At 58.4% G+C, this 25,844-nt stretch carries 26 protein-coding genes and 2 pseudogenes; 25 read left to right on the plus strand and 3 right to left on the minus strand.

Going from position 1 to position 25,844, the window contains the following annotated elements; translation table 11 throughout:
- Nucleotides 1-42: 42 nt before the first annotated feature.
- The 6 genes and pseudogenes from LJU29_RS28755 to traJ all read left to right on the plus strand — a co-directional run.
- A complete protein-coding gene (locus LJU29_RS28755) occupies nucleotides 43-555 on the plus strand; it encodes a transcription termination/antitermination NusG family protein (protein ID WP_005759115.1) in 513 nt (170 codons plus the stop codon).
- A gap of 88 nt (nucleotides 556-643) precedes the next feature.
- Nucleotides 644-853 carry a hypothetical protein gene (locus tag LJU29_RS28760; protein WP_005759117.1) on the plus strand — a complete coding sequence of 70 codons (210 nt, stop codon included), beginning with the start codon at nucleotides 644-646 and terminating at the stop codon, nucleotides 851-853.
- A 292-nt stretch (nucleotides 854-1,145) separates the two neighbouring features.
- A complete protein-coding gene (locus LJU29_RS28765; protein WP_005759121.1) occupies nucleotides 1,146-1,637 on the plus strand; it encodes a lytic transglycosylase domain-containing protein in 492 nt (163 codons plus the stop codon).
- Between the two features lie 36 nt (nucleotides 1,638-1,673).
- The gene (locus LJU29_RS28770; protein WP_005759124.1) at nucleotides 1,674-2,147 is read left to right on the plus strand and encodes a DotD/TraH family lipoprotein; all 474 of its coding nucleotides are present in this window, start codon (nucleotides 1,674-1,676) and stop codon (nucleotides 2,145-2,147) included.
- The gene (locus LJU29_RS28775; RefSeq protein WP_054071642.1) at nucleotides 2,144-2,944 is read left to right on the plus strand and encodes a type IV secretion system DotC family protein; all 801 of its coding nucleotides are present in this window, start codon (nucleotides 2,144-2,146) and stop codon (nucleotides 2,942-2,944) included. Before LJU29_RS28770 ends, LJU29_RS28775 begins: the two co-directional genes overlap by 4 nt.
- Nucleotides 2,941-3,909: pseudogene (gene traJ, locus LJU29_RS28780) on the plus strand (plasmid transfer ATPase TraJ); the annotation flags it as partial. The gene LJU29_RS28775 and the pseudogene traJ, both read left to right, overlap by 4 nt.
- Nucleotides 3,910-3,955: 46 nt before the next feature.
- Here traJ and LJU29_RS28785 read toward each other — a convergent pair.
- Entirely contained in the window at nucleotides 3,956-4,879 is a 924-nt protein-coding gene (locus tag LJU29_RS28785; protein WP_060404573.1) for a recombinase family protein, read from the minus strand.
- 206 nt (nucleotides 4,880-5,085) lie between these two features.
- On the opposite strand from LJU29_RS28785, the gene LJU29_RS28790 reads away from it, so the two are divergent.
- The 17 genes and pseudogenes from LJU29_RS28790 (at nucleotide 5,086) to LJU29_RS28870 (ending at nucleotide 21,475) form a co-directional block, all read left to right on the plus strand.
- On the plus strand, nucleotides 5,086-5,325 hold the full coding sequence (locus LJU29_RS28790; protein WP_010216588.1) for a ribbon-helix-helix domain-containing protein: 240 nt from the start codon (nucleotides 5,086-5,088) through the stop codon (nucleotides 5,323-5,325).
- Complete coding sequence (locus LJU29_RS28795) at nucleotides 5,325-5,744, plus strand: putative toxin-antitoxin system toxin component, PIN family (RefSeq protein WP_044324867.1); 420 nt, start codon at nucleotides 5,325-5,327, stop codon at nucleotides 5,742-5,744. The genes LJU29_RS28790 and LJU29_RS28795 overlap by 1 nt, the downstream gene beginning before the upstream one ends.
- A 3-nt stretch (nucleotides 5,745-5,747) precedes the next feature.
- Complete coding sequence (locus LJU29_RS28800; protein ID WP_257113003.1) at nucleotides 5,748-8,723, plus strand: Tn3 family transposase; 2,976 nt, start codon at nucleotides 5,748-5,750, stop codon at nucleotides 8,721-8,723.
- Between the two features lie 30 nt (nucleotides 8,724-8,753).
- A complete protein-coding gene (locus LJU29_RS28805; RefSeq protein WP_057432826.1) occupies nucleotides 8,754-9,467 on the plus strand; it encodes a YecA/YgfB family protein in 714 nt (237 codons plus the stop codon).
- A 59-nt stretch (nucleotides 9,468-9,526) separates the two neighbouring features.
- Nucleotides 9,527-9,745 (plus strand): annotated as a pseudogene (locus tag LJU29_RS28810) (plasmid transfer ATPase TraJ); the annotation flags it as partial.
- Between the two features lie 197 nt (nucleotides 9,746-9,942).
- Nucleotides 9,943-10,527 carry a hypothetical protein gene (locus tag LJU29_RS28815; RefSeq protein WP_004643879.1) on the plus strand — a complete coding sequence of 195 codons (585 nt, stop codon included), beginning with the start codon at nucleotides 9,943-9,945 and terminating at the stop codon, nucleotides 10,525-10,527.
- The gene (locus tag LJU29_RS28820; RefSeq protein WP_050543862.1) at nucleotides 10,524-11,075 is read left to right on the plus strand and encodes a phospholipase D family nuclease; all 552 of its coding nucleotides are present in this window, start codon (nucleotides 10,524-10,526) and stop codon (nucleotides 11,073-11,075) included. The genes LJU29_RS28815 and LJU29_RS28820 overlap by 4 nt, the downstream gene beginning before the upstream one ends.
- A gap of 36 nt (nucleotides 11,076-11,111) precedes the next feature.
- Nucleotides 11,112-11,357 carry a hypothetical protein gene (locus tag LJU29_RS28825; RefSeq protein WP_004668193.1) on the plus strand — a complete coding sequence of 82 codons (246 nt, stop codon included), beginning with the start codon at nucleotides 11,112-11,114 and terminating at the stop codon, nucleotides 11,355-11,357.
- A 28-nt stretch (nucleotides 11,358-11,385) separates the two neighbouring features.
- A complete protein-coding gene (gene icmT / locus LJU29_RS28830) occupies nucleotides 11,386-11,673 on the plus strand; it encodes an IcmT/TraK family protein (protein WP_004668192.1) in 288 nt (95 codons plus the stop codon).
- Nucleotides 11,674-11,715: 42 nt separating this feature from the next.
- Entirely contained in the window at nucleotides 11,716-16,197 is a 4,482-nt protein-coding gene (locus tag LJU29_RS28835) for an LPD7 domain-containing protein (protein WP_257113038.1), read from the plus strand.
- Between the two features lie 25 nt (nucleotides 16,198-16,222).
- A complete protein-coding gene (locus tag LJU29_RS28840) occupies nucleotides 16,223-16,576 on the plus strand; it encodes a hypothetical protein (RefSeq protein WP_005740389.1) in 354 nt (117 codons plus the stop codon).
- Nucleotides 16,573-17,280, plus strand: a complete 708-nt coding sequence (locus LJU29_RS28845; RefSeq protein WP_257113039.1) for a DotI/IcmL family type IV secretion protein — start codon at nucleotides 16,573-16,575, stop codon at nucleotides 17,278-17,280. The genes LJU29_RS28840 and LJU29_RS28845 overlap by 4 nt, the downstream gene beginning before the upstream one ends.
- Nucleotides 17,281-17,323: 43 nt before the next feature.
- Nucleotides 17,324-18,382, plus strand: a complete 1,059-nt coding sequence (locus tag LJU29_RS28850) for a DotH/IcmK family type IV secretion protein (protein ID WP_257113044.1) — start codon at nucleotides 17,324-17,326, stop codon at nucleotides 18,380-18,382.
- 5 nt (nucleotides 18,383-18,387) lie between these two features.
- A complete protein-coding gene (gene traO, locus LJU29_RS28855; RefSeq protein WP_257113051.1) occupies nucleotides 18,388-19,746 on the plus strand; it encodes a conjugal transfer protein TraO in 1,359 nt (452 codons plus the stop codon).
- A complete protein-coding gene (gene traP, locus LJU29_RS28860; RefSeq protein WP_257113053.1) occupies nucleotides 19,743-20,357 on the plus strand; it encodes a conjugal transfer protein TraP in 615 nt (204 codons plus the stop codon). The genes traO and traP overlap by 4 nt, the downstream gene beginning before the upstream one ends.
- Before the next feature lie 104 nt (nucleotides 20,358-20,461).
- Nucleotides 20,462-21,004 carry a conjugal transfer protein TraQ gene (gene traQ / locus LJU29_RS28865; protein WP_005740384.1) on the plus strand — a complete coding sequence of 181 codons (543 nt, stop codon included), beginning with the start codon at nucleotides 20,462-20,464 and terminating at the stop codon, nucleotides 21,002-21,004.
- A 75-nt stretch (nucleotides 21,005-21,079) separates the two neighbouring features.
- Nucleotides 21,080-21,475, plus strand: coding sequence for a DUF6750 family protein (locus LJU29_RS28870; protein WP_257113055.1), 396 nt, complete (start codon nucleotides 21,080-21,082; stop codon nucleotides 21,473-21,475).
- A gap of 43 nt (nucleotides 21,476-21,518) precedes the next feature.
- On the opposite strand, the gene LJU29_RS28875 is transcribed toward LJU29_RS28870, so the two are convergent.
- Nucleotides 21,519-21,788 carry a type II toxin-antitoxin system RelE/ParE family toxin gene (locus LJU29_RS28875; RefSeq protein ID WP_005759145.1) on the minus strand — a complete coding sequence of 90 codons (270 nt, stop codon included), beginning with the start codon at nucleotides 21,786-21,788 and terminating at the stop codon, nucleotides 21,519-21,521.
- Complete coding sequence (gene relB, locus LJU29_RS28880; protein WP_004666885.1) at nucleotides 21,778-21,969, minus strand: type II toxin-antitoxin system RelB family antitoxin; 192 nt, start codon at nucleotides 21,967-21,969, stop codon at nucleotides 21,778-21,780. The genes LJU29_RS28875 and relB overlap by 11 nt, the downstream gene beginning before the upstream one ends.
- A gap of 184 nt (nucleotides 21,970-22,153) precedes the next feature.
- Between relB and LJU29_RS28885 the strand changes: the two genes are divergently transcribed.
- Both LJU29_RS28885 and LJU29_RS28890 read left to right on the plus strand, forming a co-directional pair.
- Complete coding sequence (locus LJU29_RS28885; protein WP_004666884.1) at nucleotides 22,154-22,813, plus strand: hypothetical protein; 660 nt, start codon at nucleotides 22,154-22,156, stop codon at nucleotides 22,811-22,813.
- Entirely contained in the window at nucleotides 22,788-25,844 is a 3,057-nt protein-coding gene (locus tag LJU29_RS28890; RefSeq protein ID WP_257113057.1) for a putative type IV secretion/conjugal transfer ATPase, read from the plus strand. The genes LJU29_RS28885 and LJU29_RS28890 overlap by 26 nt, the downstream gene beginning before the upstream one ends.

The raw sequence follows: 25,844 nt of genomic DNA on the forward strand, positions 1-25,844 counted from the left end.
GTTTGGGAATTCGAAAGAGCGCCTGATCAAAAGGATCCGATTATGAAAAATTGGCGTGTTTTGATGCACAATTCTTCCGTTTATCAGTCACTTATCACGTCGATCGAGCGGTTGGATGTGGAAGTGTATTCCCCCGAAAGCATTACCTACCGCAAACGTCCTGATCGCCCTTCATCGACAGAGAAGGTGGTGCGTTTGTTTCCTGGCTATCTGCTGCTGCGCTTCGATCCCCAAGTGACGCACACCACCACCATCACAGCGTTGAACGGCGCCCGTGGGTTTGTTCAGTTCGGCGGTCAAGCGTGTGTCATGCAGGACAGCACAGTAGAGGGCTTGAAGGCAGCGGCTTTGGTTCGTTCCAACCGTGCGCTTGATTGCATCGAGTTTCGTAATTTGCCGACAGAGCTGGAAAAAACGCTGCGTCTGATCATCGACATGAAATCTGATGCTGCGCGTAGAGCGGCTTTCCTTGCGCTCCTGGCCCAGGACGCAGCGCTGGAGCGCCTTGTCAGGCGCCACGGAACCCTTTGCTATTCGAGGGTACGTGCCGCCTAGGCATTACCACTTCCCACGATTTCCCATTTCACCGCCTGGTCTAGCCAGGCGGTGTTTTTTTGCGTTCTCACAACCTTCAGGAGTTCCCATGGCGTCATCCAAAGATGAAGCAACCACCAAGACAGTAAGCGTTTATATCCGAGCGGTCAGGGTGGAGGCGCTGAACAAAGCCGCGACACGGGTGAGCTATGAAACCAACAGCAGCAGGCAGATTTCACCCTCGGAACTTGCTCGCTACCTGATCGATAACTTCCTGGAAGCGGCTATCCAAAAAATGGTTGATGACTCCAAAAGGTAGTCATTGAGGAGGTCGCAATGCAAAAGAGACTCCTTTTTTCCGTGCTGCTCATCTCTCTGTCAGGGTGCAGCCATCCGACGGCCCAGTTCGCACAGGAACCGGCGGGGGAACGGGTGGATGAGCTGATCCGACAGAGCGCTTCTTCGGTGAGCCAGGCGCAGAGCCGGTTGCACCAGACCAGCGCTGTTCCTTCCTTTGCTCCCGTGTCAGCACAGGTCAAACCGACCGCTAAAGCACAGGCTCCCGCAGTCAAAGCTCCCGTCAGGCCTGTGCCTGTTGCCGGGGGTTAGCCATGCGCTGCCTATGGCTGGTTTTGGCATTGTCGGCGCCGTTGCAGGCCTCTGCTTTCTGCTTCCAGGAGGCTGGCCAGCGCTATGGAGTTGATCCGGTGCTACTGCAAGCGATCGGCATACAGGAAAGTAAACTGCAGCCTGGTGCAGTGAACCTTAACCGAGATTCGTCTGGAAAAGTGCTCAGCACCGACTACGGCGTTATGCAGATCAGCACGCGCAACGCTAACCGACTGGTTAGGATGGGACTGATCACGCGAGCGGAGGACCTTCTCTCCAACGCCTGCTTTAACGTTCAGGCGGGGGCTTGGGTACTGGCTCAACATCTTCGTGTGTGCGGCAATACCTGGCGTTGCCTGGGTTCGTATAACGCAGGCTTTGACCCTTCGCAACGCCAGGAGCAACGGCGCCTGCATTACGCGCAGCAAGTGCGCAACGTCTACGACCGCCTCAAAGCATTGGGCGCTGCACCGGCCCACCTCGCTATCCGTTAATGACTGCGCCCGGTTTGGGGTGTCAGGAGACTATCGATGAAATACTCCCTTTGGGCTGCGCCGGCGGCGGCATTGCTGCTGTCTGGCTGCCAGAGTTTTTGTGAGAAACCGCCGGCTGCTCCTACGCCTTCTGCAACAGCTGCGCCGGTACTTGATCGGGTTGCGTTACAGCAAGAAACGCTGTGGATGGAAGGTGCGATCAATACCCGGTCAACCCTGCCGACCGATGCTATCCGTGCTCAGAGCGACCTAGTGGCGGTTGACTGGAGCGGTGACGCAATTGAGCTGCTGTCCCATCTGGCCCGCCAGCGCGGTCAGACGTTTGCCTGGACCGGCGTGCGCCTGCCCTTGCCAGTGAACCTCAAGGTCAATGGAATCTCCTATGCGAATCTGTTGCGCCTGATCGAGATGCAAACAGCCTGGCGTGCGACCCTGACCCAGCTTCCAGGGCAACTGACCCTGGCCTTTGCGCAGGCGGAGCCTGCCAAGAAGGCGGGAGGGCGTCAGTGAAAAAATCAATTTTGACGCTTGTCCTGTTGCAGGGCCTGCAAGGGTGTGGACATACGCCACCTTCCACACCCGCCGACACGCCGGCGCCACTGGAAAGCTATCTTGCCCCCGCTGACCCGCCGTCAGCAGACGTGACCGAATCGCGGCGACAACTGCTGGAGGAATCGGGACGCAACACAGGGTTTCGCGGCGGTAAGGCTGAGCGCGCGTGGGAATTACGCCAGGCATTGGAGGGGCAGATCGGGCGACTCAATACCCTGTATGACTTTCGGACCCTGATCAGCCGTGAAGGCTGGCTACCTCCCGTCATCGACGAGGCGGTGGACGTGGCTCATATCACGCCACGGCAGATACGCACTGCAAGCCATGTTTACGAAATCATCGTGCCCGAACGGTTCGTCAGTAACCCTCCGTCATGGCGTACCTGGTTGATGGCGGGCCTGTCATCGTCTGGCCCTGATGAAACCGTGGCAGTCACACCTGAAAACCGTTTGCAGAAGGCGCTTTGGCAAGCGGCGGTCCGCCAGGGCTGGGGTGAAGGGCGGCAAAGTGCCGATCAGACCCTTGAAGCCAATTTCAACCGCCTGACCCGAGATTACCGGGGCATGCTGATGTACTCGCAGTTACTACGTCAGGGGTTCATCACGGCGCCGGTCGTCACGGATCAACAGCAGACCGTGACGGGGGATCGTCAGAAGCTGACCACCGGCGATCGCGTACGAAGCCTCAAGGAGAACGCCGGCTTTGTTCCTGACAAAACCCAGTGGCATCCGGTGATACACAAGGTGCAGCCATGACCCAGACGACACAGACAATGGATTTTGCCCCCTACGCTTTTGAAGACGGGCTGAATGCAGACACCTTGCGCGATTTTTTCGTCTGGTGTGCACGGCAGTCAGCCAGCGACATTCACATCCAGGGCGGTAACCACCTGGTGGTCGGGCATCAAGGTCGCTTGCGCCAGGCCAGCCGGTTTGTGCTGGCTGACGATACGTGGTCCAAGCTCCTCGATGATCTGTTCAGCCCTGAGATTCGGCCGACGGTACGTGGTGGTCGCCCTGTTGACCGGGCCATACAGCTGGATGGCGACATCAACCAGCGTTACGGCCTGGAGCGTGGCGAGCGATTACGCTTTCGCTGCAACTTTGTGCAGGCCACTGCTGGGCGACTGGACACCACCATCGCCCTGACGATGCGGATCATTCCATCTGATATCCCGGATCTAACAAAGATGGGGCTGGAAGAAGATCTGTTCGAAGCGTTGTTGCCGTCCAATGGTCTAGGGCTCATTGGTGGAATCACGGGGTCGGGTAAAAGTACCCAGGCGGCCGCTATCTATCGCTTTTGCCTGGACACCGATCCTGACCGCAAGGTGACCACGATCGAAGACCCGATCGAATTCATTCTCGCGCGTCCAGGGGATGTATTGGCCTCGACGCAGCTGCAGATAGGTCGAGACGTTGCCAACTATGCCGACGGCATTCGGGCAGATCTTCGCCGGGCACCGTCGATCATCGGGGTGGGTGAAATGCGGGATTTGGAGACCTTCCAGGCCGCCGTTTTGGCCGGACAGGTGGGCCATTTCAATCTCAGCACCTTGCACATCCATTCACCTGGAGAGGCCATTCCACGGTGCCTGACCATGGTGCCCTCGGAAATGCGCGAGGCTACGGCCCACGATCTACTGAGCGTTCTGCAATACATCATCGTGCAAAAGCTGCTGCGCACCACCGATGGCAAACGTCAGGCCGTGCGCGAATACGGGGTCTGGGGAGCAATGGAACAGGGAAGTCAGTTAAGCCCCTACGTCACCAGTACCGGTCAGTACCCTCCATGTGCACTTCGCTTTCGGAGAAGCAGTGGCGGTCGTCCGCGCCACTGGCGATGTCGCTCAGCAACTCGTTCACCGTGTCGTCCAACTCTGCATCGCTGTCGTAAGGCACCTTCAGTTCGTACTCGCCGTTCGATCGCCGCTGAGCGTCGTACTCATCGAGATAGAAGTGTTCAATGTGCTCTATCGTGCGTTTCTTACCGCGCACAAATTTACTGTTGTTCTCAATCCGCAGAGTCAGCAGGAGGGTGGCGACCTTGGTCGTGCTGATACCGGTGTTGCCATTGTCCCGCACGCCGGATGCCTTTCGCGCCGACTTCTCGTAGGCGCTGATCGCTACGCCGCGATGCCGAAGGTAGCTGTACAGCGTGCTCTTGGAGACGTGCAGCTTCTGCGCGATAGCGGCAACGGACAACTTACGTTCACGATACAGCGTTTCGGCAACCATCGCCGTCGCCTGCGCTCGTGGCGTCAGCCCCTTCGGCCGTCCGCCCATCCGTCCGCGTGCTCGCGCGGCCGACAGTCCTGCCTGGGTGCGTTCCCGAATCAGTTCGCGCTCAAACTCGGCCAACGATGCAAACAGATTAAATACCAGCCGGCCTTGTGCACTGGTGGTATCGATGGGGTCATTCAGGCTCAACAGGCCGACCTTGCGCTCAATCAAATTGCCCACCAGCTCTACCAAATGCTTGAGTGAGCGTCCCATCCGGTCGAGTTTCCAGATCACTAACACGTCCCCAGCTCGAACTTGGCCAAGCAGTTCGTCCAATGCGGGCCGCGCCGTTTTCGAGCCACTGGCTACATCTTGGTAAATGCGTTCGCAACCGGCGCGGTTGAGTGCATCGAGCTGCAGGTCGAGATTTTGGTCGCGCGTGCTTACGCGGGCATAGCCGATTTTCATCAAAAGTCTTCTTTACTCGTCTGATTTCGACAATATCGAACTTTGATACGTCAAACCATTATTATGAACCTGTTGTGGGCACAGACGGCGTGTACGGCTGATCGTTTGTTAAAGTTTCGAAAAACGATCGTTTTATCGAACCATTGCAGTGTAGCGTAACAAAGCGTACAAACACCTAAATGCAAAAACACCGATCAGGAGAGCACATGAATACTGTTCGCTGGAACATCGCCGTATCGCCGGACGTGGACCAGTCCGTCCGCATGTTTATCGCGGCTCACGGCGGAGGACGCAAAGGCGATCTGTCACGCTTTATCGAGGAGGCCGTACGCGCTTATTTACTGGAACAAGCTGTCGAGCAGGCGAAGGCCGCCGCCGCCGGCATGAGCGAAACGCAGCTGACCGATCTCATCGACGAGGCCGTGCAATGGGCGCGTGAGCACTGATGCGGGTCATTCTCGACACCAACGTCCTGCTCGGCGCACTGATCTCGCCACTCGGCGCACCCGATGCGATTTATCGTGCCTGGCGCGCTAAGCGTTTCGATCTGGTGACATCAACGGCCCAGCTCGACGAGCTGCGTCGTGTAAGTCGTTATCCGAAGCTCAAGGCTATTTTGCCTGCCCACCGCGTTGGCACGGTGGTCAACAACATGCAACGCGCCATCGTACTGGATACGTTACTGCCTCTGGCGGAGGGCATTGAAGCTGAGGATCCTGATGACACCTTTTTGCTCGCGATGGCAGTGACTGGCGAGGCTGACTACCTCGTAACCGGTGATCGACGGGCCGGGTTGCTGCAACGTGGCAGCATCGGCCGTACGCGGATCGTCACCCCGGCCACTTTTTGCGCCGATGTACTGTAACGCATGCCCGTCAGCTTCCTGTCGACCACGCAACGGGAACGCTACGCTCGCTATCCAGAGACACTTTCCAGTGAAGAACTGGCGCGCTACTTCCACCTGGACGATGATGACCGCGAGTGGATCGCCACCAAACGTCGTGACAGCAGCCGTCTGGGCTATGCACTACAACTGACAACCGTGCGTTTTCTTGGTACGTTTCTGGAGGATCCCACTGCCGTGCCAGAAGCCGTACTGCGCACCCTCGCAACCCAGCTCAATATCCCTGAGTTTGCCGATTGCGTCGCAGCTTATCGCAGAACCAGGCAGCGCTGGCAGCACACAACCGAAATCCGCGCACGCTATGGCTACCGTGAGTTCGCAGACACCGGCAATCAATTTCACCTTGGGCGCTGGCTATGCGCCCTGTGTTGGACGGGCACCGATCGCCCGAGTGTGCTTTTCGAGCATGCCAACAGTTGGTTGATCGGTCACAAGGTACTGCTGCCTGGCGTCACCCTTTTGGAACGATTCGTTGCCGAGGTGCGGTCGCGCATGGAGTCGCGCCTTTGGCGGTTGCTGACGCGTGACGTAACAGATGTCCAGCGGCAGCGCCTTGACGATTTGCTGGATCCTGTCGAAGGCAGTCGCCAGTCCTGGCTTGATCGATTACGCAAGGGACCGGTACGCGTGAGTGCCCCAGCACTGGTACAAGCATTGTTGCGCATCGAAACGATACGTGATCTGGGAATCAAACTGCCTAATACCAAGGTACCGCCCAGTCGCATCGGGGCATTGGCACGCTTTGCCAGCACCGCCAAAGTCTCAGCTGTGGCCAGACTTCCAGACGCACGGCGCATGGCTACCCTGGTGTCTTTTGTCCACAGTCTAGAAGCCAGTGCTCATGACGATGCCCTTGATGTGCTCGACCAGTTGTTGCGCGAACTGTTTAGTAAGGCGCAAAAGGAAGATCGCAAGACCAGGCAGCGTACGTTGAAAGACTTGGATCGGGCTGCTTCAATGCTGGCCAGCGCATGTCGAATGCTACTCGACCCAAGTCTGCCAGACTGCGAATTACGCGAGCGTGTGTATGCCGCTATTGGACAAGACGAACTGACCCAGGCCCTGAACGATATTGGTACTCTGGTGCGCCCGCCAGACGATGTGTTTTACACCGAACTGGCGGCCAAACAGGCGACTGTGACGCGCTTTTTACCGACGCTGCTGCGTGTCATCCAGTTCGACGCCAATCCGACAGCACGCCCACTGGTACAGGCACTGCAATGGTTGCATCAGAGGCCAGACCATGACCCAGCTATCACCATTGTGGACAAGGCATGGCAACGTCATGTCGTGGGAGAGGACGGAAAGGTCAATTCCAGAGCCTTTGCCTTCTGTGCCCTCGCCAAGTTGCGTGTGGCGATTCGTCGGCGCGACGTATTTGTCAATTCAAGCTGGCGATATGCCGACCCGCGCGCGGGCCTGTTAGAAGGGACCGAGTGGGAGGCTGCGCGGCCTGTCATTTGCCGCTCACTGGAGTTGAGCGTGCAACCGCAGGCCACCTTGGCCGCGTTGACACAGGAACTGGATGAAACCTATCGGCGCGTCGCTGCACGCCTGCCCGACAACGACGCAGTTCGCTTTGAGACAGTCGGCGACAAGACAGAATTGGTACTCAGCCCGCTGGAAGCATTGGCGGAACCGGCATCGCTGATCGCTTTGCGTCATGAGATCAAGATACGCATGCCCCGCGTCGATCTGCCGGAAATCCTACTGGAGATAACAACCCGCACCGACTGCATGGAGGCGTTCTCGCATCTAACTGAACGCACAGCACGGGCCGCCGATCTAAACACCAGTCTGTGCGCGGTGCTCCTGGCCGAAGCCTGCAACACTGGCCCCGAACCGTTTGCACGCCAGGACACACCAGCACTGCGGCGGGACAGACTGCTGTGGGTTGATCAAAACTACGTGCGGGATGACACGCTGACTGCCTGCAATGCCGTGCTGGTAGCCGCACAAAACCGCATCGCACTGGCCCGCACTTGGGGAGGCGGCGATGTAGCTTCGGCTGACGGCATGCGCTTTGTGGTGCCTGTACGCACCGTCCATGCCGGACCAAACCCAAAATACTTCAATCGTGGACGCGGCGTGACTTGGTATAACCTGCTGTCCGATCAATGCTCGGGGCTAAACGCGATTACCGTCCCCGGCACCTTGCGCGACAGCCTGGTGTTACTGGCGGTCGTACTAGAGCAGCAGACCGAATTGCAGCCCACGCAGATCATGACCGACAATGGCGCTTATAGCGATGTAGTGTTCGGCTTGTTCCGGCTTCTGGGGTATAGGTTTAGCCCACGCTTGGCAGACATCGGTGGCACTCGGTTCTGGCGAGTCGATGCACAAGCCGACTACGGCGAACTCAACGCTCTGGCAAAACAGTGCGTCAACCTTGATCGCATCACACCACATTGGGACGACGTACTGCGTTTGATTGGTTCACTCAAACTTGGCCTGGTGCCCGCGATGGGAATCATGCGCACCCTGCAGGTCGATGAGCGACCGACACGACTGGCCCAGGCCATTGCTGAAATTGGTCGCATCGACAAGACTATTCACACACTGAACTTCATTGACGACGAGTCGCGCAGACGCGGAACGCTGCAGCAACTCAATCTCGGCGAGGGTCGCCATAGCCTGGCCCGCGAGGTCTTCCACGGCAAGCGCGGAGAACTGTTCCAGCGCTACCGCGAGGGACAGGAGGATCAGTTGAGTGCGCTCGGACTAGTCGTGAACATGATCGTTTTGTGGAACACCTTGTACATGGACGCGATACTCACACAGCTACGCCGCGAAGGCTATCCGGTGCGACCCGAAGACGAGGCGCGGCTTTCGCCGTTTGGTCATGAGCATATCAACATGCTCGGGCGCTACTCATTCTCCGTACCGGATGCCGTCGCACGCGGAGAACTGCGGCCACTTGGGAAAGCCTCAGAAACCTGAATTACTCAACTTTATTGGAACAAACACCCCATGAGCCATCCACCTTTTCAACAAGCGCTGACCGATGCCGAACTCGATAGGCTGACTGATTTTCTTGATGCCATCGGCTCACCGGCCATGAACATTGAAATGCTCGACGGCTATTTTGCGGCACTGATCTGTGGTCCGGAGATGGTGCCTCCCAGCGAGTACCTACCACAAATCTTGGGCGAGAATTTTAGTTTTGAGAGCAATGCTCAGGCTACCGACATGATGGGGCTCATCATGCGCCACTGGAATACGATTGCATCGGTATTGCTTCACACGCTGGAGGAGCCTGACGTGTATTTGCCAGTGCTGTTGGAGGATGACGATGGCATTACTTACGGCAACGATTGGGCTCTGGGCTTTATGCGCGGAGTTCAGGCCCGACCTGGAAGTTGGCGTGACCTGATCGACAGCGACGAACATAGCGGGCCGATGCTCCCCATCATGCTCTTGGCCTATGAGAATGACCCCGATCCAGCGCTGCGACCACCGTCGGTTACTAACGAAAAGCGTGAAGAAGTGATTGAGATGATGATCGCCAGTCTGACGATCATCTATCGCTTCTTCGAGCCTCATCGATGGTCGCTGGCACTGAGACCACCCGATGTACCACTACGCAGAGAAGGACCGAAAATTGGACGCAACGCCCCCTGTCCGTGCAGCAGTGGACGCAAATTCAAACATTGCTGCGGATCCAAATCCCCAACGATGCACTGACCATTGCTGGTGACCCAGGCAGCTTAACTGACTTCCCTGTTCCATTGCTCCCCGGACCCCAATACATCATCTTCGATGATGGGCTGCGCGCCAAGCTGGCCAGCATGCCTTACCCCGAATGGGGTCGGCATATCGACTCCATTATTCGCTTGGAGCAACGACGCTTCGCTGATCAGGCCTGGCGTCTTCATCTGGAAGGTCGCATTGACCGGCGTGAACTGGCGGTGGCCATGACCGCCTCGCAATTGCGGGAACTCGAACAGCGGGCCACGCCATGATTGAGCTTTTGGTGCAGTTTAGTCCCGCCAGTCTGGCAAACAAGGCGTGGCCCAGTTCGGGTGGAAGCACTGCTCGACCTGAAGCCGACCTTCGAAATGCAGGCAAGGATGCCCCCCATCCCTAGGTAATGCGGAAACCACAAGGCCTGCTCGATGCAGCGTCAGACCCTCTATGCGCAAAGCGCGAAGGAATTGAAATGAGCAACGAATTCGAAGAGATAGAGACACTTCGCTGCCTCCTGGCAGGCAGTCGGGACCGGATCAAATTCCAGCAAGGCGAAATCGCCAGATTCGAATCCATCTTTGAGCCGACGCATCTCATGTGCCTGCGCGGCGGAGAGAAGTTACTGGAGCTGTGCGCTCCTGATGGAAAGTTCATAGGTGTTTCGTGGAACGACATGGCGCAGGTACTGGCAGCAATGGTGCAGGCTTCGCCAATTGGTTCTGGCAAGGCTCCGAAAATCGTCGACTCACTCCAGGCCGAGATCGAGCAGCTGAAGGCCGAACTGGCTGGGTCGGAGAAGGATAGTCGGGAGCAGATCGATCAGGTCAAGAAAGCCTATGAGTTTCTCATGTTGTGCCGCCAGGACAAGACCGACACAGCCATAGACGCCGGTGCCATGCGTGATGCAAACGAATGGCTCAAGGTTGCCGCTGAAAATCTCGGTGCAGCCCTGTGCAAGCCTGCCAAGAGGGGCCAGGCCATGACTGAGCCTTTGGTGCAACAAGCACAAGCGCATCGAGAAGTACCCAGCGCTCTTGAACAGAGTGCCGAGTCATGACTGCCTTATCGGCGTTAACCAGATCGTTAAGTCGTGGACTGGTGGCCTTGGTGCTGCTGTGCAATCTGACCTTTACCGTTCAGGCGGCTGAAATACAGGTGGGTTTTTCACCCGAGGGCAGCGCGGAGCAGTTGGTACTCAATGTGATCCAGCGAGCCCGGCAGCAGATACGGCTGATGGCTTACAGCTTCACCTCTCCAAGCGTGGTCAAGGCGTTGGTGCAAGCCAAACGGCGCGGCGTCGATGTACAGGTGGTGGTCGATGCCCATGGCAACGACAACAGGGCCAGTCGCGCTGCGATGAACCTGCTGGCCAACGCGCAAATCCCTGTGCGCACCAACGGTGCGTACAAGATTCAGCACGACAAGGTGATCATCACCGATGGCCAGAACGTCGAAACCGGCTCGTTCAACTACTCGGCCTCGGCTGCCAAGGCCAACAGCGAAAATGCGGTGGTGATGTGGGACGTTCCTGCGGTGGCCAGCGTGTACCTGGAGCATTGGCAATCACGCTGGGTGCAGGGACAGCCTTATCAGCCGACTTACTGAAGAGGATGTGGTGAAACGACTAGGGAAGGGAACGTCATGTGCCAAAACACTCAGCAGTGCTGCTCAACTCCAGACGAATGCAAGGCCTACAGGGACATTGAGGAACAGATCGGCCATTGCACGCCCGATCAGGCCTGGGGCATGTACTTCGTATCGACAGGGAGCGTGCGTGAAAACATCAGACTGGCAGTAATGAAACACATCGCCCAGGGCAACAAGGCATTGCTGGTTGAGTTCCCGGAACTCGCGCCGGCGAAAAAAGGAGATCACGAATCGGGCTAGCGTCCCAACCGCAGCATAGGAGTTATCCATGTCTGACCAGCAACTGCAACCGGGCTATTGGCGCAATGCCTCACGCCTTCTCAATCTCTACGGCATACCAGCCCCCTTGTTCTTGTTGTACCTGGCGTGGTTTCGCTTCCCCTCCATGGTCACGATCTACGTCATCACCGCGATTATTGGCGGCTTTCGGCTGCTCTCGTTCTTTGGGTGGACGTTCAAGGTCCTGGTGATGCGACTGGCTTACCTGTTGCGCGGCAAGCGCTTGTCCGGTCGGCCCTGGTGGTATCGACGCTTTACCGAAAGGGGGGAGCGATGAACCTGCTATTGCAAATGGCGCCCATAATGGAGGCGAGAGACAATGACGTTAACCATTGATCATGCAAAAAAGTTAGTGATTGAATTCTGTGCGACCTACCCGGTAGCGTCCACCATCAGCTACAAGATCAGAGAAACCCAGGAGGAGCTTTATGGACCGCAAGCCACCCGAGAAGCCGCTGGAACCATCCTCGGTTCATTTCATCCTAGAGGACGACGAGCCGTTTTTGCCACTGCCAACTTTAGTAAGGACGAAGAGTTTACAAGATCTCTTAGGCACGAAATCCTTGGACACTTTGGGATCAACACCTTCAACCCCTCCGAAAAAAGAGCAGTCCTAAACGCGCTGATTGATGCGCGTACCGAGCCCAGCACGGCAGCCCTCTGGACCAAGGTTGATCAGCTTTATCCGGGGATCAGCGATTTACGTAAAGCTGAGGAAGTGTTTGCCTTCGCCTGCGAAGAGATTGATCCGGATGCCCATGCCAACACTCTTGAAGGTGCTCGATCTTTTCGTGAAACCTGCATAGATCGCTCTCGCCCCATGCAGATCAGTGACCTTATCAATCTGACGAGCATGGTTGCTGAAGGGCTGCATGATCGTAGCCGGTCGCAACAGAACTTCCCGGCGTCGGATAATGCCCAGTTCAAGATTGAAACAGCCCCTCGCACATCCGAATACCCGGTTTGGCTGGCCGTGCCGCCTGATGATCGTGATAAGGCTCGACTGTCTGCCGGACGACTCAGTGACGGTCGTGAGGCTATTGACTGGAACAAAGAAGAAAAGCTTTGGTTTGCCAGACCTGGATGTGACCTTGATCGCATCACCGACTGGTTGCCTGATCCAAGTTGCCGCGCTGGGGGAGGGGACGCCGAATCAGAGTTTCTGGATGTACTGACTCAAGCCGGCCTGGTCGTCAAAGGCATGCCGGTGATGAACGGTAGTCGGCAGCGTGTCGCGACGGTCAATGACAAGCACGGCAAGAAAAGCGGTGTCTATTGCGGTTTTCTGGATCGTCGCCCTGCTGGCTGGTTCATCAACTACCATCGTGCCGATTCGGCCAAGGATGTGACCAACTGGGTGGCGACTGGCGGTGAGTCTGATCCGATCACCCGCCTGCACATTCGGGCCGGGGCCAAGCAAGCCCAGGAAGACGCCGCTCGTGATCGCGCTGTTACCTACGCCAAGCAGACGTTGGCTGCCAAGAGACTTTACGACCGGCTGCCCGCCGCAGACCCTGCGCACCCCTACCTGGTGCGGAAGGGAATACCCCCGACGCCCGACATTCGTCAAACACGAAACGGTGCCCTGGTGGTGCCGTTTTTTAATGCCTCGGGAACGTTCAAGACGCTGCAGTACATCCCTCCCGAGGGTGAGAAGTTCCTCTTCAAGGATGCCCCCAAACAAGAGCATTTCCTGGTGGTGGGCGGCTCGCTCGATCCGGTCAACCCCATCCTGTATGCCGAGGGCTATGCCACGGCGCGCAGCCTGAACCTGGCCACCGGCCTGCCGGTGGTGATGACCATTGACGCAGGCAACATGGTGGCGGTGGCCAAGGTGCTGCATCAGCAGTATCCCGACAGTCGGCACCTGTTCATGGCGGATTTCGATCATGCCAAGGACGTGAACAAGGGATTGATCATGGCCAATGAGGCGGCCATAGCGGTGGGGGGCCAGGTTATGTACCCAACGTTCAACGACGCCGAAATCGCCCGTGGGTTCACGGACTTTAACGACCTTCACCAATCACGAGGACTGGACGCGGTACGCGAACAGACCGCTCCCCTGATTCGACAGTACGAAGAGGTAACTGCCATGCCGACAGATTCGAACACTCAGTCTCCGGACAATACTGCGCAAAAGGCAGCCACTCCCGCGCAAGAAACGCTGGAACTGGATGCAGCGCCTGCAGCTTCAATACAGGTCCCGGATCAATCCGCACCGCCGCAGACCCGTAGTGTTCAACCGGTTGCATCTGAAGCGTCATCTGTTGAAAGCCAGTCACCCGAAACTGCCCAGGTCACTGAAGCACCGGTTGGCATTGATGATGCGCAGGTATCCACCCAGCCACCTTTGGCGTTGTCACCTGCTGAGCAACTGGCCTCGGTAGAGGCCGATCCTGACGCTTCCGCGATCGTTGACGAACAGCCCAAAGCGACAATGTCTGTGGCGACAGACCGCAACACGCCGTCTGACGCGCCTGTACTCACCCAGCCGACCTCGGCGGAGGTCGTGCCAGAGCAGTCTAACGAAACCGCTCAACCAGCTGCGCTGGCTGCTCAACAACAGGCACCGGGAGAGGCCGACCCAGTCTCCTCAGCCAACGTGGCTGATCAGAATAGGGCGACTCCACCTGCGGTGACAGACCAAGAAATGTCCACTGACGCTCCAGTGCTCAACCAGCCCCCTTTGGCAGAGGCCGAGCCAGAGCAGTCGAATGAGACCGCTCAACCAGCTGCGCGGTCTGCTCAACAACAGGCACCGGGAGAGGCCGCCCCAGGCTCTTCTGCCAGCGTGGATGATCAGAAGAGGGCGGCACCACCTGCGGCGACAGACCAAGAAATGTCCTCCGACGCGCCTGTACTCAACCGGCCACCTTTGGCGGCGGCCGAGCCAGAGCAGTCGAACGAGACAGCTCAACCAGCTGCGCCTCCTGCTAAACAACAGGCGTCAGTAGAGCCTGATCCTGACACTTCCCCCGTCGCTGAGGATCAACCGATAATCGCACCGGCAGGGCCTGCTCAAAACGAAGACAATGAAAGCCTTTCAGACGTGGAGGTTCCGGTGTCAGGGGCCCTGCCGCGTCGTTTCACCACAGCACGCAAGACCGGCCCGGCGGTCGTACCGGATGCTATCTTCGTAGGGGCTCCGATAGGAGCCGACGAGCCACAACCGCAAGCCAGCAACATCGACAAAGACGCTCTGTTGGCCCGCATCAGCCGCGAGGTTCAGGGTGACAATTCGGTGCTCTACAAGCTCGATGCCGAGCCTGCTTTCGTTGACCGTGGGTCGCGCCTGGAGATGGTCCAAGGCGCAGGTCAGGAAGATGAGAAGGTAATAGCTGCGTTGCTCACGGCAGCACAGTTCTACCGGGGGCGCATCGAACTGACCGGCAGTGACGAATTCAAGGCAAAAGCCATCGAGCTGATTGCTCAGCACCAGATCAATGTGGAGATGAAGAACCCTGCGCAGCAAATGTTGCTGGACGATGCCCGTAACGCGTTGAAGCAGCCACCTGTAACGCTTGATGCCATTCATGGTGATACCCCACCGCCGTACGGTGGTCCACAGCCGTCACAGGCGAAGCCCTCGGCACCGCAACCTCAACAAGCCGCGCCGGCATCGGGGCATTCGTCTGCGTCCGCGCCGGCGAGTACTGCTTATCAGCCGCTGGAGGTTGAGGGTCTGCAGCGGCCACTGGTTCAACCTGCACCACCGGCACAGCCCGACGCACCGGTCATCAATCCGCCCTCGGCAGCTCCAGCATCGGATCAGCCTGCAACGTCAGCGAATCAGCAGGTGTCGCCCGCCATCCATCAGCCTTTCCAGGCGGCCAAGGATGGCGTGACAGGCAAGATCCTCAAATGTGGCCAGCAGCCGTTTCGTTTTGAGCCAGACAAGCCCGAGAGCACCTTCATTACACTGCGTACCAAGAACGGTGTTCAGACTTTTTGGGGAAAGGAACTGGCGGGGCTGCTGCGCCAAACCCGTGTGCAGCCAGGCAAGATGGTGACGTTGCAGTGGCTGGGCAATTTTCCGGTTACCGTCAAGGTGCCCCGCAAAAACGATCAGGGCGTCACCGTGGGTTACGACGATAAAGACGTCCATCGCAACCAATGGGCCCTTAAGGTAGAGGGTAACCCCGCAGTGCGTTCTGGCCAGGATGAGGGCGTCAAACTCGGCGCCTATGACGCCGGGCGTTTCGCCGTGGTGCAACAAGCCTGGCTTGCGCAACTGGGCGTGGATGCTCCCTTGCCCACGCCACCCACGGATGGCCTGTATTGGTTGACCCCAAACGGTGAAGGCAGCGCAAAAACGGGTGACGAGCTGTCGGCCCCTCGGCCGCCGATCGACCCCAACAACACAGCGGGACAACCCGTCATCAGCAGTTGGTCGCAGGATGGCCATCTGGACATGTACCTGGTGCGCGGCGATGGTCCCTATCTGCAAGGTGTGGTGCGTCAGGGGGATCAGATGCAGCATGTATTGGTGAGTTTGCCAGGCCGTGACGATGGGCCTTCGATGGTGTTTAACGCCATTACCCCCGAGGGCCTGCTGCCGATCGGCACGGGCAATGGCATCAACCGCTCTGGTGGCGAGCCGGTTTCGAGAGAGCACATTGCCTTCAAGCTCGAAGGCGACAGCGCTGTGCGCATTGGCAAGCTTGACGCGCCTGGCGAGGTGCCCCCGACCTTGCACGCCCTATTGGGCTTCGATCAGCGCTGGAAAGAGGAAAACACCCTCCCAAAGTCAGCTCCCACAGCGGCACCGTCAGTACAGCCGAGCGATCCACGCCCGGTGTAAAACGCAAACAGCAAAGGAACTCATCATGAAGAAAAGCATGTGCGGTGCACTGCTGATGGTCGTGTGCTGCCTGCCCGCTGTGGGAAGCGCAGCGGTGTGCCGCTCAGGACAAGCGGCCAGTGTGGGCAGTCAGACTGCGTATGAGCGGGCCAAGAAGGCGTCGGACGTGTGGGCAGAGCGCGAGCGCACCGTCTCAGACGAGCTTCAGGATTGCTTGTCGCGCATTCGCACCACCAGCATCAGCCTTCCCTCGTTTCCAAGCCTGGAAGACCTGATGAACCAGGTGGCCGATCAGGTATGCCAGGCGGCGGTGGACAAGATCAACAGCCACATCCCCAGCGGCTCGGACCCTTGGCAGTCGGTAGGAGGTTCATTGTGACTGACTCATCAGAGAGGTTGCTGCCCGTGGAGGAGTCTCTGGAAAAACCTCACCTCCCCACGGCAGAAGATCAGCACACGTTCGAGCATGCCATGCAGTTGCAGCGTGACCGTGCGTTAGGTGCGGCTTTCGCCCATCGCTGTCTGACCGCAGTGCTCTGGATGGCACCGGCATTGGTGCTGTCGGTCAGCGTGAATGGCTACTTGGTCTGGCAGGTCGCCCATCCTCCGGTGAAGTACTTCGCGGCCGAGGGTGGTCGCGTGACCAAGATCATCCCTACGGACAAACCAGGGCATAGCAGGCGTGACGTGTCGGCCTTTGGGGCCGACACCATTCGCCAGAGCTTCACTCTGGACTTCGTGCATTACCGCGATCAGATGACCCAACTGGGCGAGCGCTACTCGGAAGTGGGCTTCCAGGACTATTACAAAGCCTTGGTGGCCTCGAACGTGCTCAAAGCGGTCAAGGATCAGCGCATGAACCTCTGGGTGGATGTTGGCCCAGGGGTGATTCGCGGTAGCGGGAAGATCGGGGACAAGTTTGCCTGGGAGTACCAGTACCCGGTGACTTTGAAGCTGGATGGTCAGCAATCGGGCAGTCCGCCTCAGCGCTTCATTTTTACGCTGCGCATTCAGCAGACGGACGTTCGCGTGAAAAACGCCGGGCTTGAAGTCACCCAGGTCATCACCACCAACGCTAACTAAGGCCATTTCGCGAGTTATTGACGCCGCTGGCCAGGAAAATCCCATGAAAACTTCAATTGCGCTGGCCCTATGGCTAGCGGCAGGCGGCTACGCCTGGGCGGATGAAACTGTCAGCCCAGAGGCCGCTCCGGCTAAATCTGCGGTTCCCCCCTCTGCTCCCGTGACGCCTGCTGCGGGGGCTGCACCTTCGGGCTGGGCTACGGGTGTAGGTGTTAACCCAGCAGCACAGAAAGCCGGATCGCCGGCACAAGGTAATGGCCATGGGAATGCAGCACCCGCTCAGCAACCGTCTGGAAATGATCCGCTCCCGCCGCCGCCATCCGAGCTTTTTCAAAAGGCTCAGGACAGCGTTTCTCCGCTGACTCCCCAAGAGATTCGGCAGCTGCGCGGGCAGGTTGGAGAGGTTGACAAGGCCATGGCCGCACAGCAGGTCGCCATTGTGCCGAGAATCAGCGCACAAACGGTGAATCTGTCGCCGGGGGCCAGTTTGCCGCTGGTGCGCACGGCGGTGAACTACCCCACTTCCTTGACCTTTATCGACAGTACCGGCGCGCCGTGGAACCTGGGCGCCGCGCCCATCAGTGGCAACCCCGATATCACGCCGTATTACGTGCCCAATAGCCCGGTCATGGTCTTGTACGCCGCAAAGCCTTTTGCCAGCGGAAACGTCACGGTTTACCTGAAAGGTTTGGCCGTGCCGATCATGCTCTACGTCAGCAGTGGGGAGTCGGATACCAAGGCCCAGACGTGGGCAGTGGACGCTCGCCTGGACTTGCGTGTGCCCAGGCGTGGGCCGGGTGCTCAGCCAGGCGCCGCTCCCGAGGTCCGTATCGGCTTGCACGATCGGGTGCTGCAGGGGTTTCTCGATGGCGTTCCACCCAGGGAGGCCAAACAGCTCAAAACCACCGGCAACGTGCCAGACACCACGGTGTGGCAAATGGGTGACGACCTGTACATCCGCACGCGGGCTGATATCCGGGACGAGTTCGAATCCACGTTGTCGTCGGCAGACGGTACGCATCTCTGGAAATTACCCGTGACGCCCTATGTGTCGTTCTCAGTCATGGGCCACACAGCGGCCCTCAACGTCGCCTTGGAGTAAGCATCATGGCAAACGAAAACGATGCCAAACGCGACATGAAACTCACCGCAGCGCTGGTTGGAGGCGCATTGGTGGTCGTTTTTGGCGGTGCCTATTACCTTTGGGACTGGCTGGCCAGGCCTGAGCCGGCGCAATCGAAGGTAGACCTGGGTCGAGTAGCACAAGCTTCGCGCAGCCACAGCACTGAAAGCCCTGCCTATCGCGATCTGCTCAAGCAATACAACGAGGAAGGGGCCAGCACGGCTAAAAACGAAAACAGCAGCTTCATTGCCAGTATGCCCATGGAGCAGACGAGCGTGATGCTGCCTGTGACGAAGGCCAAGCCTGCCCCTCAGGTAGAGCCTACCGCCCGGCGTAGCCGTACTCGTCAGGACGAGAACTCAAAAGACTCCGAAAAGAAGGAAGACCTGCGTCTGAAGGCATTGCTAGAACGGATCAATCCTGAAAAAAAAGCCGAAGAGCGGCAGTCCGGTCTGGTCTTCGCCCATGTTTTAGGGGGAACTAACGCTTTGAATGGCTCAGGCGATACGACCACGGGTTCTGCTGGAGGCTATGACAGCTGGAGTGAAAGCCTGCCGGGAGGTGCCAAGCTGAAAACCGCTTCCATGAAAAGCACCGCAGAACCCTATTCACCTGTCGAAGTGGTGCCGCCCTACTGGCGCGGGGCTGGCGTGATCGATATCGGTGTGGACTCGGACAACAGCACCACGCCGGTGCTGGGCAAGCTGTCCGGGCCGTATGCCGGGGCTGTGCTCAAGGCACCCGAGGGCGCCAGGTTGGCCGGTGATGGTGTGGTGATCCACTTCACTGAAATGGCCTTCAAGGGCGTCAATTACAAAGTCGATGCCTATGCGCTTCAGGACGACACCCTGTTGGCCAACGTGGCTTCTGAAGTGAATCACCGTTACATGTCACGCATTGTGTTGCCAGCGGTACTGGGCGGCATTGGCAATATCAGCGACATGTACTCGCAAGCCAATACTCAGGTCCTCAGCAATGGCTTTTCTACCCAGACCGCTCGACCAGGCATGCCGGATGGAACGGCGGTCGCCGGTACCATTCTGGGCGGTGCCGCCGGCCAGGCGGCCAAAGTGCTGACGGATGATGCCGCTCGCACCCCGGCCACCCAGGTCAATGTGTTCAAGGGGCAGGTGGTCGCGATTCAGTTCATGCGAGGCGTATACGCAGGTGATGCCGTTGCCCCAGGGCGAAGCGGTGAAACGGTGCAACCTGCGGCCCCCGCTCAGGCCGTCATGTCGGCACAACCCCAGTCCCCAGCCCAACCGCTGACGCCTGATCAATGGCGTGCGCAGACCCAGACGCGAATCCAGGCGCAGCGCAAGCTGCAGGAGAGTCAACAATGAGCGAGTTCAGTCCAGCAGAGCCCAAGGCATCGACGATTGAAATGCCGGCTCCCACCCAGGCTCCCAGTCGTAGCGTGTGGCAACGCCCGATCATCATGGGGCTTTCACTGCCCTGGCTGATCGGCATTGCCCTGTTATTGGCACTGGTTGGCTGGTACTTGTTTGCCCGCGAAGAAAACCCGTCAGTCAATCGCCTGGCCTTTGAAAATGACTTAGAACAGCAGCCTTTGCCCGCTGAACAGTCGAGTACCCACCCTGTTGCAGCCGCTGCCGAGTCTGATTTGGGCCAGTTCAAGAACGAGGTTGCGGCCATGATCGGCGGGGTGCGTACCTACGCAGAGGTGAATCGCACCGCGATCCAGCGCTTGTCCGAAACGATCAAGACTCAGGGGGTTGCACAACAGGCGCTGCAACAGCAACTGGCTGAGGCACAAGCGCAAAACAGCGTCTTGTCAGCACGTCTGTCCTTCCTTGAAGGACGACCCGGCGCGACGACCACGACACAGCAGGTCAGCAAGCCAGTCGCTAAAACACGTTCGCCGTTGAATGGCATGCGCGTGCAAGCCATTCAGAACGGCATGGCCTGGGTGTACTGGCAGGACAAGACCTAGGCCGTCAGTCCCGGCGAGAAACTGGGCCAGGTGACCGTCACCGGCATCAATCCCCAGGCCCGCGAAGTGCTGACCAGCGCGGGCACAATCAAATGAGGTAAATCATGGACGGCAGTACTGACGCGATTCAAATGTTGGTCAATCTGTCCCACAACCTGCTGACTTCCTTAGTCAACTTTGCCTTCACGCTGGGCAGCTTGTTTGCGGTCACTGGCGCTGTGAGCTACCTCGCCACTCACGCCAGTGCCGCGCGCAAAGCACCTGGCCATGCGGAAGGTGGCGGCAAGGTCATCGCCGTGTTGTTGCTCTGTGGTGGCCTGGCCGGCCTCGATCAAATGATCGGTGCTGCCGCCCGCCAGTTTGGTTGGCAGGGCGCGACCTTCGATGCCATCAGCTACGTGGACGTGGGCACCTTTGGTGTCGCAGCCGATGCGGCCAATGCCGTGTTAAGTCTGGTGCGCATGCTGGGCGTCTGGTTCGCGCTGCAAGGCATGTTGTCCTGGAAACGCTCGTTCAAGGACGGGCATACGGGCCTATCGGCCAGTCAGGACGTTTCAAGCGGTACCCTCAAGTTTGTCCTGGGCGTTTTCTGCGTATGCAATCCGTACCTGCTTAGCGCCCTGCAAAAAACCCTCGGCCTGCTGTAAGCAGATCGGGATGTCAAAGCGCCTCGGCGCACCTTCGATAGTTACACCCTACTGATTAATCCCAAGGAGTTGGTTATGTCCAAAGACGTAATGCTGTGCGCTGCTGTTCGCCTTTCTGTTTTCAAAGACGGTCTGCGTCAACGCGCATTGAAGTGCCTGACGGCAGCTATGGCTGCCAACCCAGTGATGGCTTTTGCCGGTGCTGCCGGTGCCGACATTGCCGGGATGGGTGATTCGGCAGCGGTAGGCGCCACGTCGCTGAGGAAATCTGCACTGACCATTGCTCAGTTTGTCGGTGTGATCTTCGTGATCGGTGGGCTGGTCGCGGCCAAGAACAAGAAAGACAACCCGCAGATCAAAATCGGCGCGATCGTCGCGTCCATCCTGTTCGGGGTATGCCTGGTGGTTGTGCCTGAAATCATCAAGCGCTCACAAGCGCAGGTCGGCCTGGCGCCCGTGGATGTGGGCTAAGCCAACCCTCCTGCGGTGACTTCGGTCATCGCAGGGCTACCGTTTAGGGGTATTGCTGGCGGGCATGGAGGACGTTGACGATTTCAATTCGATCAGTCACCCGGTAAACCACTACGTAATTGGGGTGTACGACCATTTCCCGAGTACCAGAAACTTGCCCTAATCGGTACAGATAAGGGTGTTGTGGAAGGGCCGTTGTAGACGCCTCAATAGTCTGGTTCAGCCTCTCGGCTGCCATCGGATTTTGATCAGTGATGTAGTTCAAAATGCTCCAGAGTTCGGCCCGTGCTTCGGGCCGCCACTCAACCAGCATTATGCTTATTCTTCTTGGACTCGATGAGTGCACGCATTTCAGACATCACCTGATCGTGGGGGATGTTGGGACGTGGGTCATCGAGTGATGCTTGGACCTTGGCGCGAAACCACCGGTCGTAGCTGTCTGCTTGTTCCTGTGTTTCGAACTCGGAAACGATGGGGGAAAGTTGGGTGCTCATAGAGACCTCCTATTTAGATACCCAACAGCTTAAACCTTCCGGGTCTTTCTGTCGTTTGGCCCTGACCACGTGCACCATTGCGGGTCAACCGCTGTACTCCTGACGCAAACCTGCGGCGGCTAGCCGTTCATGCCAACTAACCACGACTTTTCCTAATTCTGAACATAATCCAGAAGGCGAACCTATGGATGTCGATCTATCAGCTCCCCCCTTGAATACAGCGTTTCAACCTGACCGTTATCAACCTTCACTGACCCCCCTGATGCTCGATGTCAGCGGTGATCCTGAAACGCCGGTACCGACGGCTATGCCTGGCGAGCAGTGCGCTTGCTGCGGACTGTGGACCCAAAAGCTGTGGCAGGGGGCTCGATCAGGGTTTACCGCCTCCCATGCGGTTTGCACCCTGTGCTACCTGGCCGGGCACTTGGACAGCCCTACGGCGGCTCACGGCGTGCTGGCCTACCTGCCCGGTATGGCCATGACGGATGTGTATCACCTGCAGCGCCGTGCGCTGATTGCCATTCTCGGCGGTACCCGCACGCAGCGTGCCCAAGGAAAAAGGGTTTTGCTCTGGCTGGCTCGACATGGCCGTGAGGTGGAACAAGCCTGGGGCACGACACGTGCCGGCGAATTCGCCATGGCCTTTCAGCGTCTTCCTCCTCACAAGCGCTCGATCCTTCGAAACCGCCTGGAAGGCTGTGCCCTGATCCTGCCGGCGGACATGTTCGAGGATCTGTCGCTATTACTGCCCACCGGCAAAACGGTCGCGGGGGCACTTTCCTCCCGCAGCTGGGACACCTATAAACGGAGTGACTTTTATGCCGAGCTTGATCCGTTGGGTTGAAGACCTGATCACAGAAACCTCCCGGTTTGCCGTATCACGCGATCTGCCCGACTATTGCGACTTGAACACGGTACTGCGTCTGACGGACGACGATCGCACTCGCCACCCAGCCCTCAATGCCCCGTATGTACTGGTCAACGACGATGGCGATTACTGCTCGGTGTATGCCGTTGCCGGCAGTTTTTGTGACACCGACGAAGCGGCACCCCTGGAGGCCCCTTATTCCTGGGCAGGCCGCTTGGAGCGCATGATGCATGCGCTGACAGCCCACTATCGTCGACATGGACACAAAATCAGCCTGGTGTTCGATGATGACCCTGATCGAGGCCGCGAGGACGTCGAACGCCTGCTGGCCCCTCAGTACGCTTCTGTCAAACGGACCGGCATCGACTTGACGCCGATCCTGGACGAAAACGTTGAAAAGCTGGCCCCCTGGGTTTCGCGCGAACGCTGCTACCTGGTGTGTTACACCGGGCGCAAGACGCTCTCGGCGCATGAACTGATCGACGAAAATCGCCGTATCAAGCAATTGATCGGGCAAAGCCCGGATGCACGGTATGGACAAAATCCGGTCCTGGCTGAAATGGCCGGCCTGAAAATTCGCCACGACGCCTTCATGAGCGCTGTGGAAGCTGCCTTTAAAGATGACGGCCAGGGTGTGCTGCTGGAACTGCTCGATGCCCATGCAGTGGGCCAGGCGCTGCGCGCTCAAGTGGACCGGCTCGGTACCAGTGAGCATTGGTACCCGCTGCTCCCTGATGATCCGATCACCCCGCATGGTGTCCGTAACGGCGACGACCACACACCGTTTCTGGCCCCGCAGCTGAAATTTCAGCTGATGAACCAGGACATGGAAACCAACGGCAACAAGCTCTGCGTCAATGGGATGTGGCATGGCACCTTGTCTGTAGTCCTGGGACCGCAGACGCCGCAGACCTTTGCCAAGCTCAAATCGCTGGTCCCTCGCGGCGTGCCTTGGCGCGTACGCATGGACCTGATGCCAGGGGGCATGAAGTCGCTGGGCATGAAAAAAGGCACGTTGGACTTCATAGCGTTTGTGCCGCCGCTTCGGCCCATCTGGAACGCCATCGAAACGCTGACGAAAGTCGAGCAGCAGGAGCCGGTGTGTGTCATGACGATCATGGCATCGACCTGGGGAGACAGCCAGGCCGCAGTGACGCGCCATCTGACGCTGCTGACCCAGGCCTTTCAGGCCTGGGGGGTGTGCGAGGTGACGCAAACCTTCGGCAACCCGGTACGCGCATGGGCCTCGACGCTGGTGGCTTCCAGCAAAGGCAGTGGCCCGAACCTGTTGTATCCGCCGCTTTCAGAGGCGCTGAACCTGTTGCCGCTGACCCGCCCGGCCTCGGCTTGGGAGGAGGACGGCAACGCCTTGTTCGCTACGCTCGATGGCAAGCTCTATCCGGTCGGTCTGGCCACCCCCAAGCAGAACAAGCTCACCAGTGTGGTCACCGGCTCTTCCGGCCAGGGCAAGTCGGTGCTGCTGAACAAGCTGGGCAATGTCACGGTGTCCAGCGCCCAGCAGCGTTTACCGTTCATGGCGGGGGTGGACAAAGGTTTCTCGATGCAAGGTCAAGTCGCCTTGCTGCGCGACAGTCTGCCGCCGGAGCGTAAGGACGAGGTGGTGGGCATGGTGCTGCAGAACAGCCCCAAGCATTGCCGGAACCTGTTCGATATCCAGCTGGGCGCGCGGTTTCCGATCGCCCCCGAGCGTAACTGGATCATCAGCATGCTCACGGCCATGTGCATTGATCCCTCTACCGGCAATCCGCCAAACGAACGCGATACCCGGCAAATACTGGACCGCGTCATCAGCATGGCCTATACCGCCAATGCCGAAAAAAGCCCCAGACGCTGGGGGCGCGGGGTCGTCCCCGAAGTGGACACTGCCTTGGATAAAAGCGGGTTGATCGAGCGCTATCCGGCCCAGTGGTGGGATAGCAGTACCTGGTATGAGGTGCGCGATCTGTTGTTTGAAGCAGGCTTTGTTAAGGAAGCGCAGTTGGCCCAGTTCGAAGCGGTGCCGGAACTGGCCGACATGACCACCTTCCTGAACCATGAAGACGTACAGAGCGCCTATGGTCGGGTGCAACGCGATGGCAGTCAGGAGCTGTTGCTGGAGTACTTGCACCGCTGCATGACTGACGCCTGTAGAGAATTCAAGATGCTGGCCGGGCGTACGCAGTTCTTGATCAGTCCACGCACGCGAGTGATCGCGATCGATCTGAACAATGTCATGGGTGATAACACCACCAATGCTGGCCACCTGAAAACCGGAATCATGTTCCTGTTTGCGGGCCAGGTGGCGGGGGGAGATTTTGTGTTGCCGCAATACCGGGATGAGCTGTTGGAGGCGGTGCCCACGCTTTACCACCCCATGCATCTCGACCGCCTGGAGCAGCTGGATCAGGAGGTCAAAACCAAGGTCTACGACGAGCTGCACAATGCCAAACAGGTGCCCTTCATCTTTCCCATGCTGGAAACCCAGGACCGTGAGCAACGCAAATTCGGCATACGCACGGTGTTGTCCTCGCAGTACGTGAGCGACTTTCCAGACGCCATTCTGAATTCGGCCAACTCGCTGTACATGATGGAGGTGGACCCCAAGGACGAGAAGCTTCTGACCGACACCATCAAAGTGCCCAAGGTCACTCTGCAGCGCTTTCAGCGTTTGGGCTCAGGTCCAGCAGCGGATGGCAGCGGCGTACCGTTTTTGGGCGTGTTCCGAATCAAGGGTGGCGGCACCCTGGCGCGCATTCTGAAAAACGCCATGGGGCCCCTGGAGCTATGGGCGTTGGGCTCTTCACCGACCGACAGCGCCCTGCGCAGGTTGTTGTATGAAGCGGTCGGCGGTTCCACGGCTCGCGCCATCCTGGCCGAAGCCTTTCCCCAGGGCACGGCAGAAAAACTCATCGCGCTGCGCCAGAAGCAAGCCGGTGAGGCGGATTCCAACAACGTGATTCGCACGCTGGCCAACGAGTTGATCAAACGGCGCGGCTACAACATTTGA

This window comes from Pseudomonas ficuserectae (assembly GCF_024584585.1).
GTDB lineage: Bacteria > Pseudomonadota > Gammaproteobacteria > Pseudomonadales > Pseudomonadaceae > Aquipseudomonas > Aquipseudomonas amygdali.

Excerpts from the sequence above, each read along its gene's own strand:
- LJU29_RS28755 (WP_005759115.1), top strand. The coding sequence starts at position 43 with ATGAAAAATTGGCGTGTTTTGATGCACAATTCTTCCGTTTATCAGTCA.
- LJU29_RS28760 (WP_005759117.1), top strand. The coding sequence starts at position 644 with ATGGCGTCATCCAAAGATGAAGCAACCACCAAGACAGTAAGCGTTTAT.
- LJU29_RS28765 (WP_005759121.1), top strand. The coding sequence starts at position 1,146 with ATGCGCTGCCTATGGCTGGTTTTGGCATTGTCGGCGCCGTTGCAGGCC.
- LJU29_RS28770 (WP_005759124.1), top strand. The coding sequence starts at position 1,674 with ATGAAATACTCCCTTTGGGCTGCGCCGGCGGCGGCATTGCTGCTGTCT.
- LJU29_RS28785 (WP_060404573.1), bottom strand. The coding sequence starts at position 4,879 with ATGAAAATCGGCTATGCCCGCGTAAGCACGCGCGACCAAAATCTCGAC.
- LJU29_RS28790 (WP_010216588.1), top strand. The coding sequence starts at position 5,086 with ATGAATACTGTTCGCTGGAACATCGCCGTATCGCCGGACGTGGACCAG.
- LJU29_RS28795 (WP_044324867.1), top strand. The coding sequence starts at position 5,325 with ATGCGGGTCATTCTCGACACCAACGTCCTGCTCGGCGCACTGATCTCG.
- LJU29_RS28800 (WP_257113003.1), top strand. The coding sequence starts at position 5,748 with ATGCCCGTCAGCTTCCTGTCGACCACGCAACGGGAACGCTACGCTCGC.
- LJU29_RS28805 (WP_057432826.1), top strand. The coding sequence starts at position 8,754 with ATGAGCCATCCACCTTTTCAACAAGCGCTGACCGATGCCGAACTCGAT.
- LJU29_RS28815 (WP_004643879.1), top strand. The coding sequence starts at position 9,943 with ATGAGCAACGAATTCGAAGAGATAGAGACACTTCGCTGCCTCCTGGCA.
- LJU29_RS28820 (WP_050543862.1), top strand. The coding sequence starts at position 10,524 with ATGACTGCCTTATCGGCGTTAACCAGATCGTTAAGTCGTGGACTGGTG.
- LJU29_RS28825 (WP_004668193.1), top strand. The coding sequence starts at position 11,112 with ATGTGCCAAAACACTCAGCAGTGCTGCTCAACTCCAGACGAATGCAAG.
- icmT (WP_004668192.1), top strand. The coding sequence starts at position 11,386 with ATGTCTGACCAGCAACTGCAACCGGGCTATTGGCGCAATGCCTCACGC.
- LJU29_RS28835 (WP_257113038.1), top strand. The coding sequence starts at position 11,716 with ATGACGTTAACCATTGATCATGCAAAAAAGTTAGTGATTGAATTCTGT.
- LJU29_RS28840 (WP_005740389.1), top strand. The coding sequence starts at position 16,223 with ATGAAGAAAAGCATGTGCGGTGCACTGCTGATGGTCGTGTGCTGCCTG.
- LJU29_RS28850 (WP_257113044.1), top strand. The coding sequence starts at position 17,324 with ATGAAAACTTCAATTGCGCTGGCCCTATGGCTAGCGGCAGGCGGCTAC.
- traO (WP_257113051.1), top strand. The coding sequence starts at position 18,388 with ATGGCAAACGAAAACGATGCCAAACGCGACATGAAACTCACCGCAGCG.
- traP (WP_257113053.1), top strand. The coding sequence starts at position 19,743 with ATGAGCGAGTTCAGTCCAGCAGAGCCCAAGGCATCGACGATTGAAATG.
- traQ (WP_005740384.1), top strand. The coding sequence starts at position 20,462 with ATGGACGGCAGTACTGACGCGATTCAAATGTTGGTCAATCTGTCCCAC.
- LJU29_RS28870 (WP_257113055.1), top strand. The coding sequence starts at position 21,080 with ATGTCCAAAGACGTAATGCTGTGCGCTGCTGTTCGCCTTTCTGTTTTC.
- LJU29_RS28875 (WP_005759145.1), bottom strand. The coding sequence starts at position 21,788 with ATGCTGGTTGAGTGGCGGCCCGAAGCACGGGCCGAACTCTGGAGCATT.
- relB (WP_004666885.1), bottom strand. The coding sequence starts at position 21,969 with ATGAGCACCCAACTTTCCCCCATCGTTTCCGAGTTCGAAACACAGGAA.
- LJU29_RS28885 (WP_004666884.1), top strand. The coding sequence starts at position 22,154 with ATGGATGTCGATCTATCAGCTCCCCCCTTGAATACAGCGTTTCAACCT.
- LJU29_RS28890 (WP_257113057.1), top strand. The coding sequence starts at position 22,788 with ATGCCGAGCTTGATCCGTTGGGTTGAAGACCTGATCACAGAAACCTCC.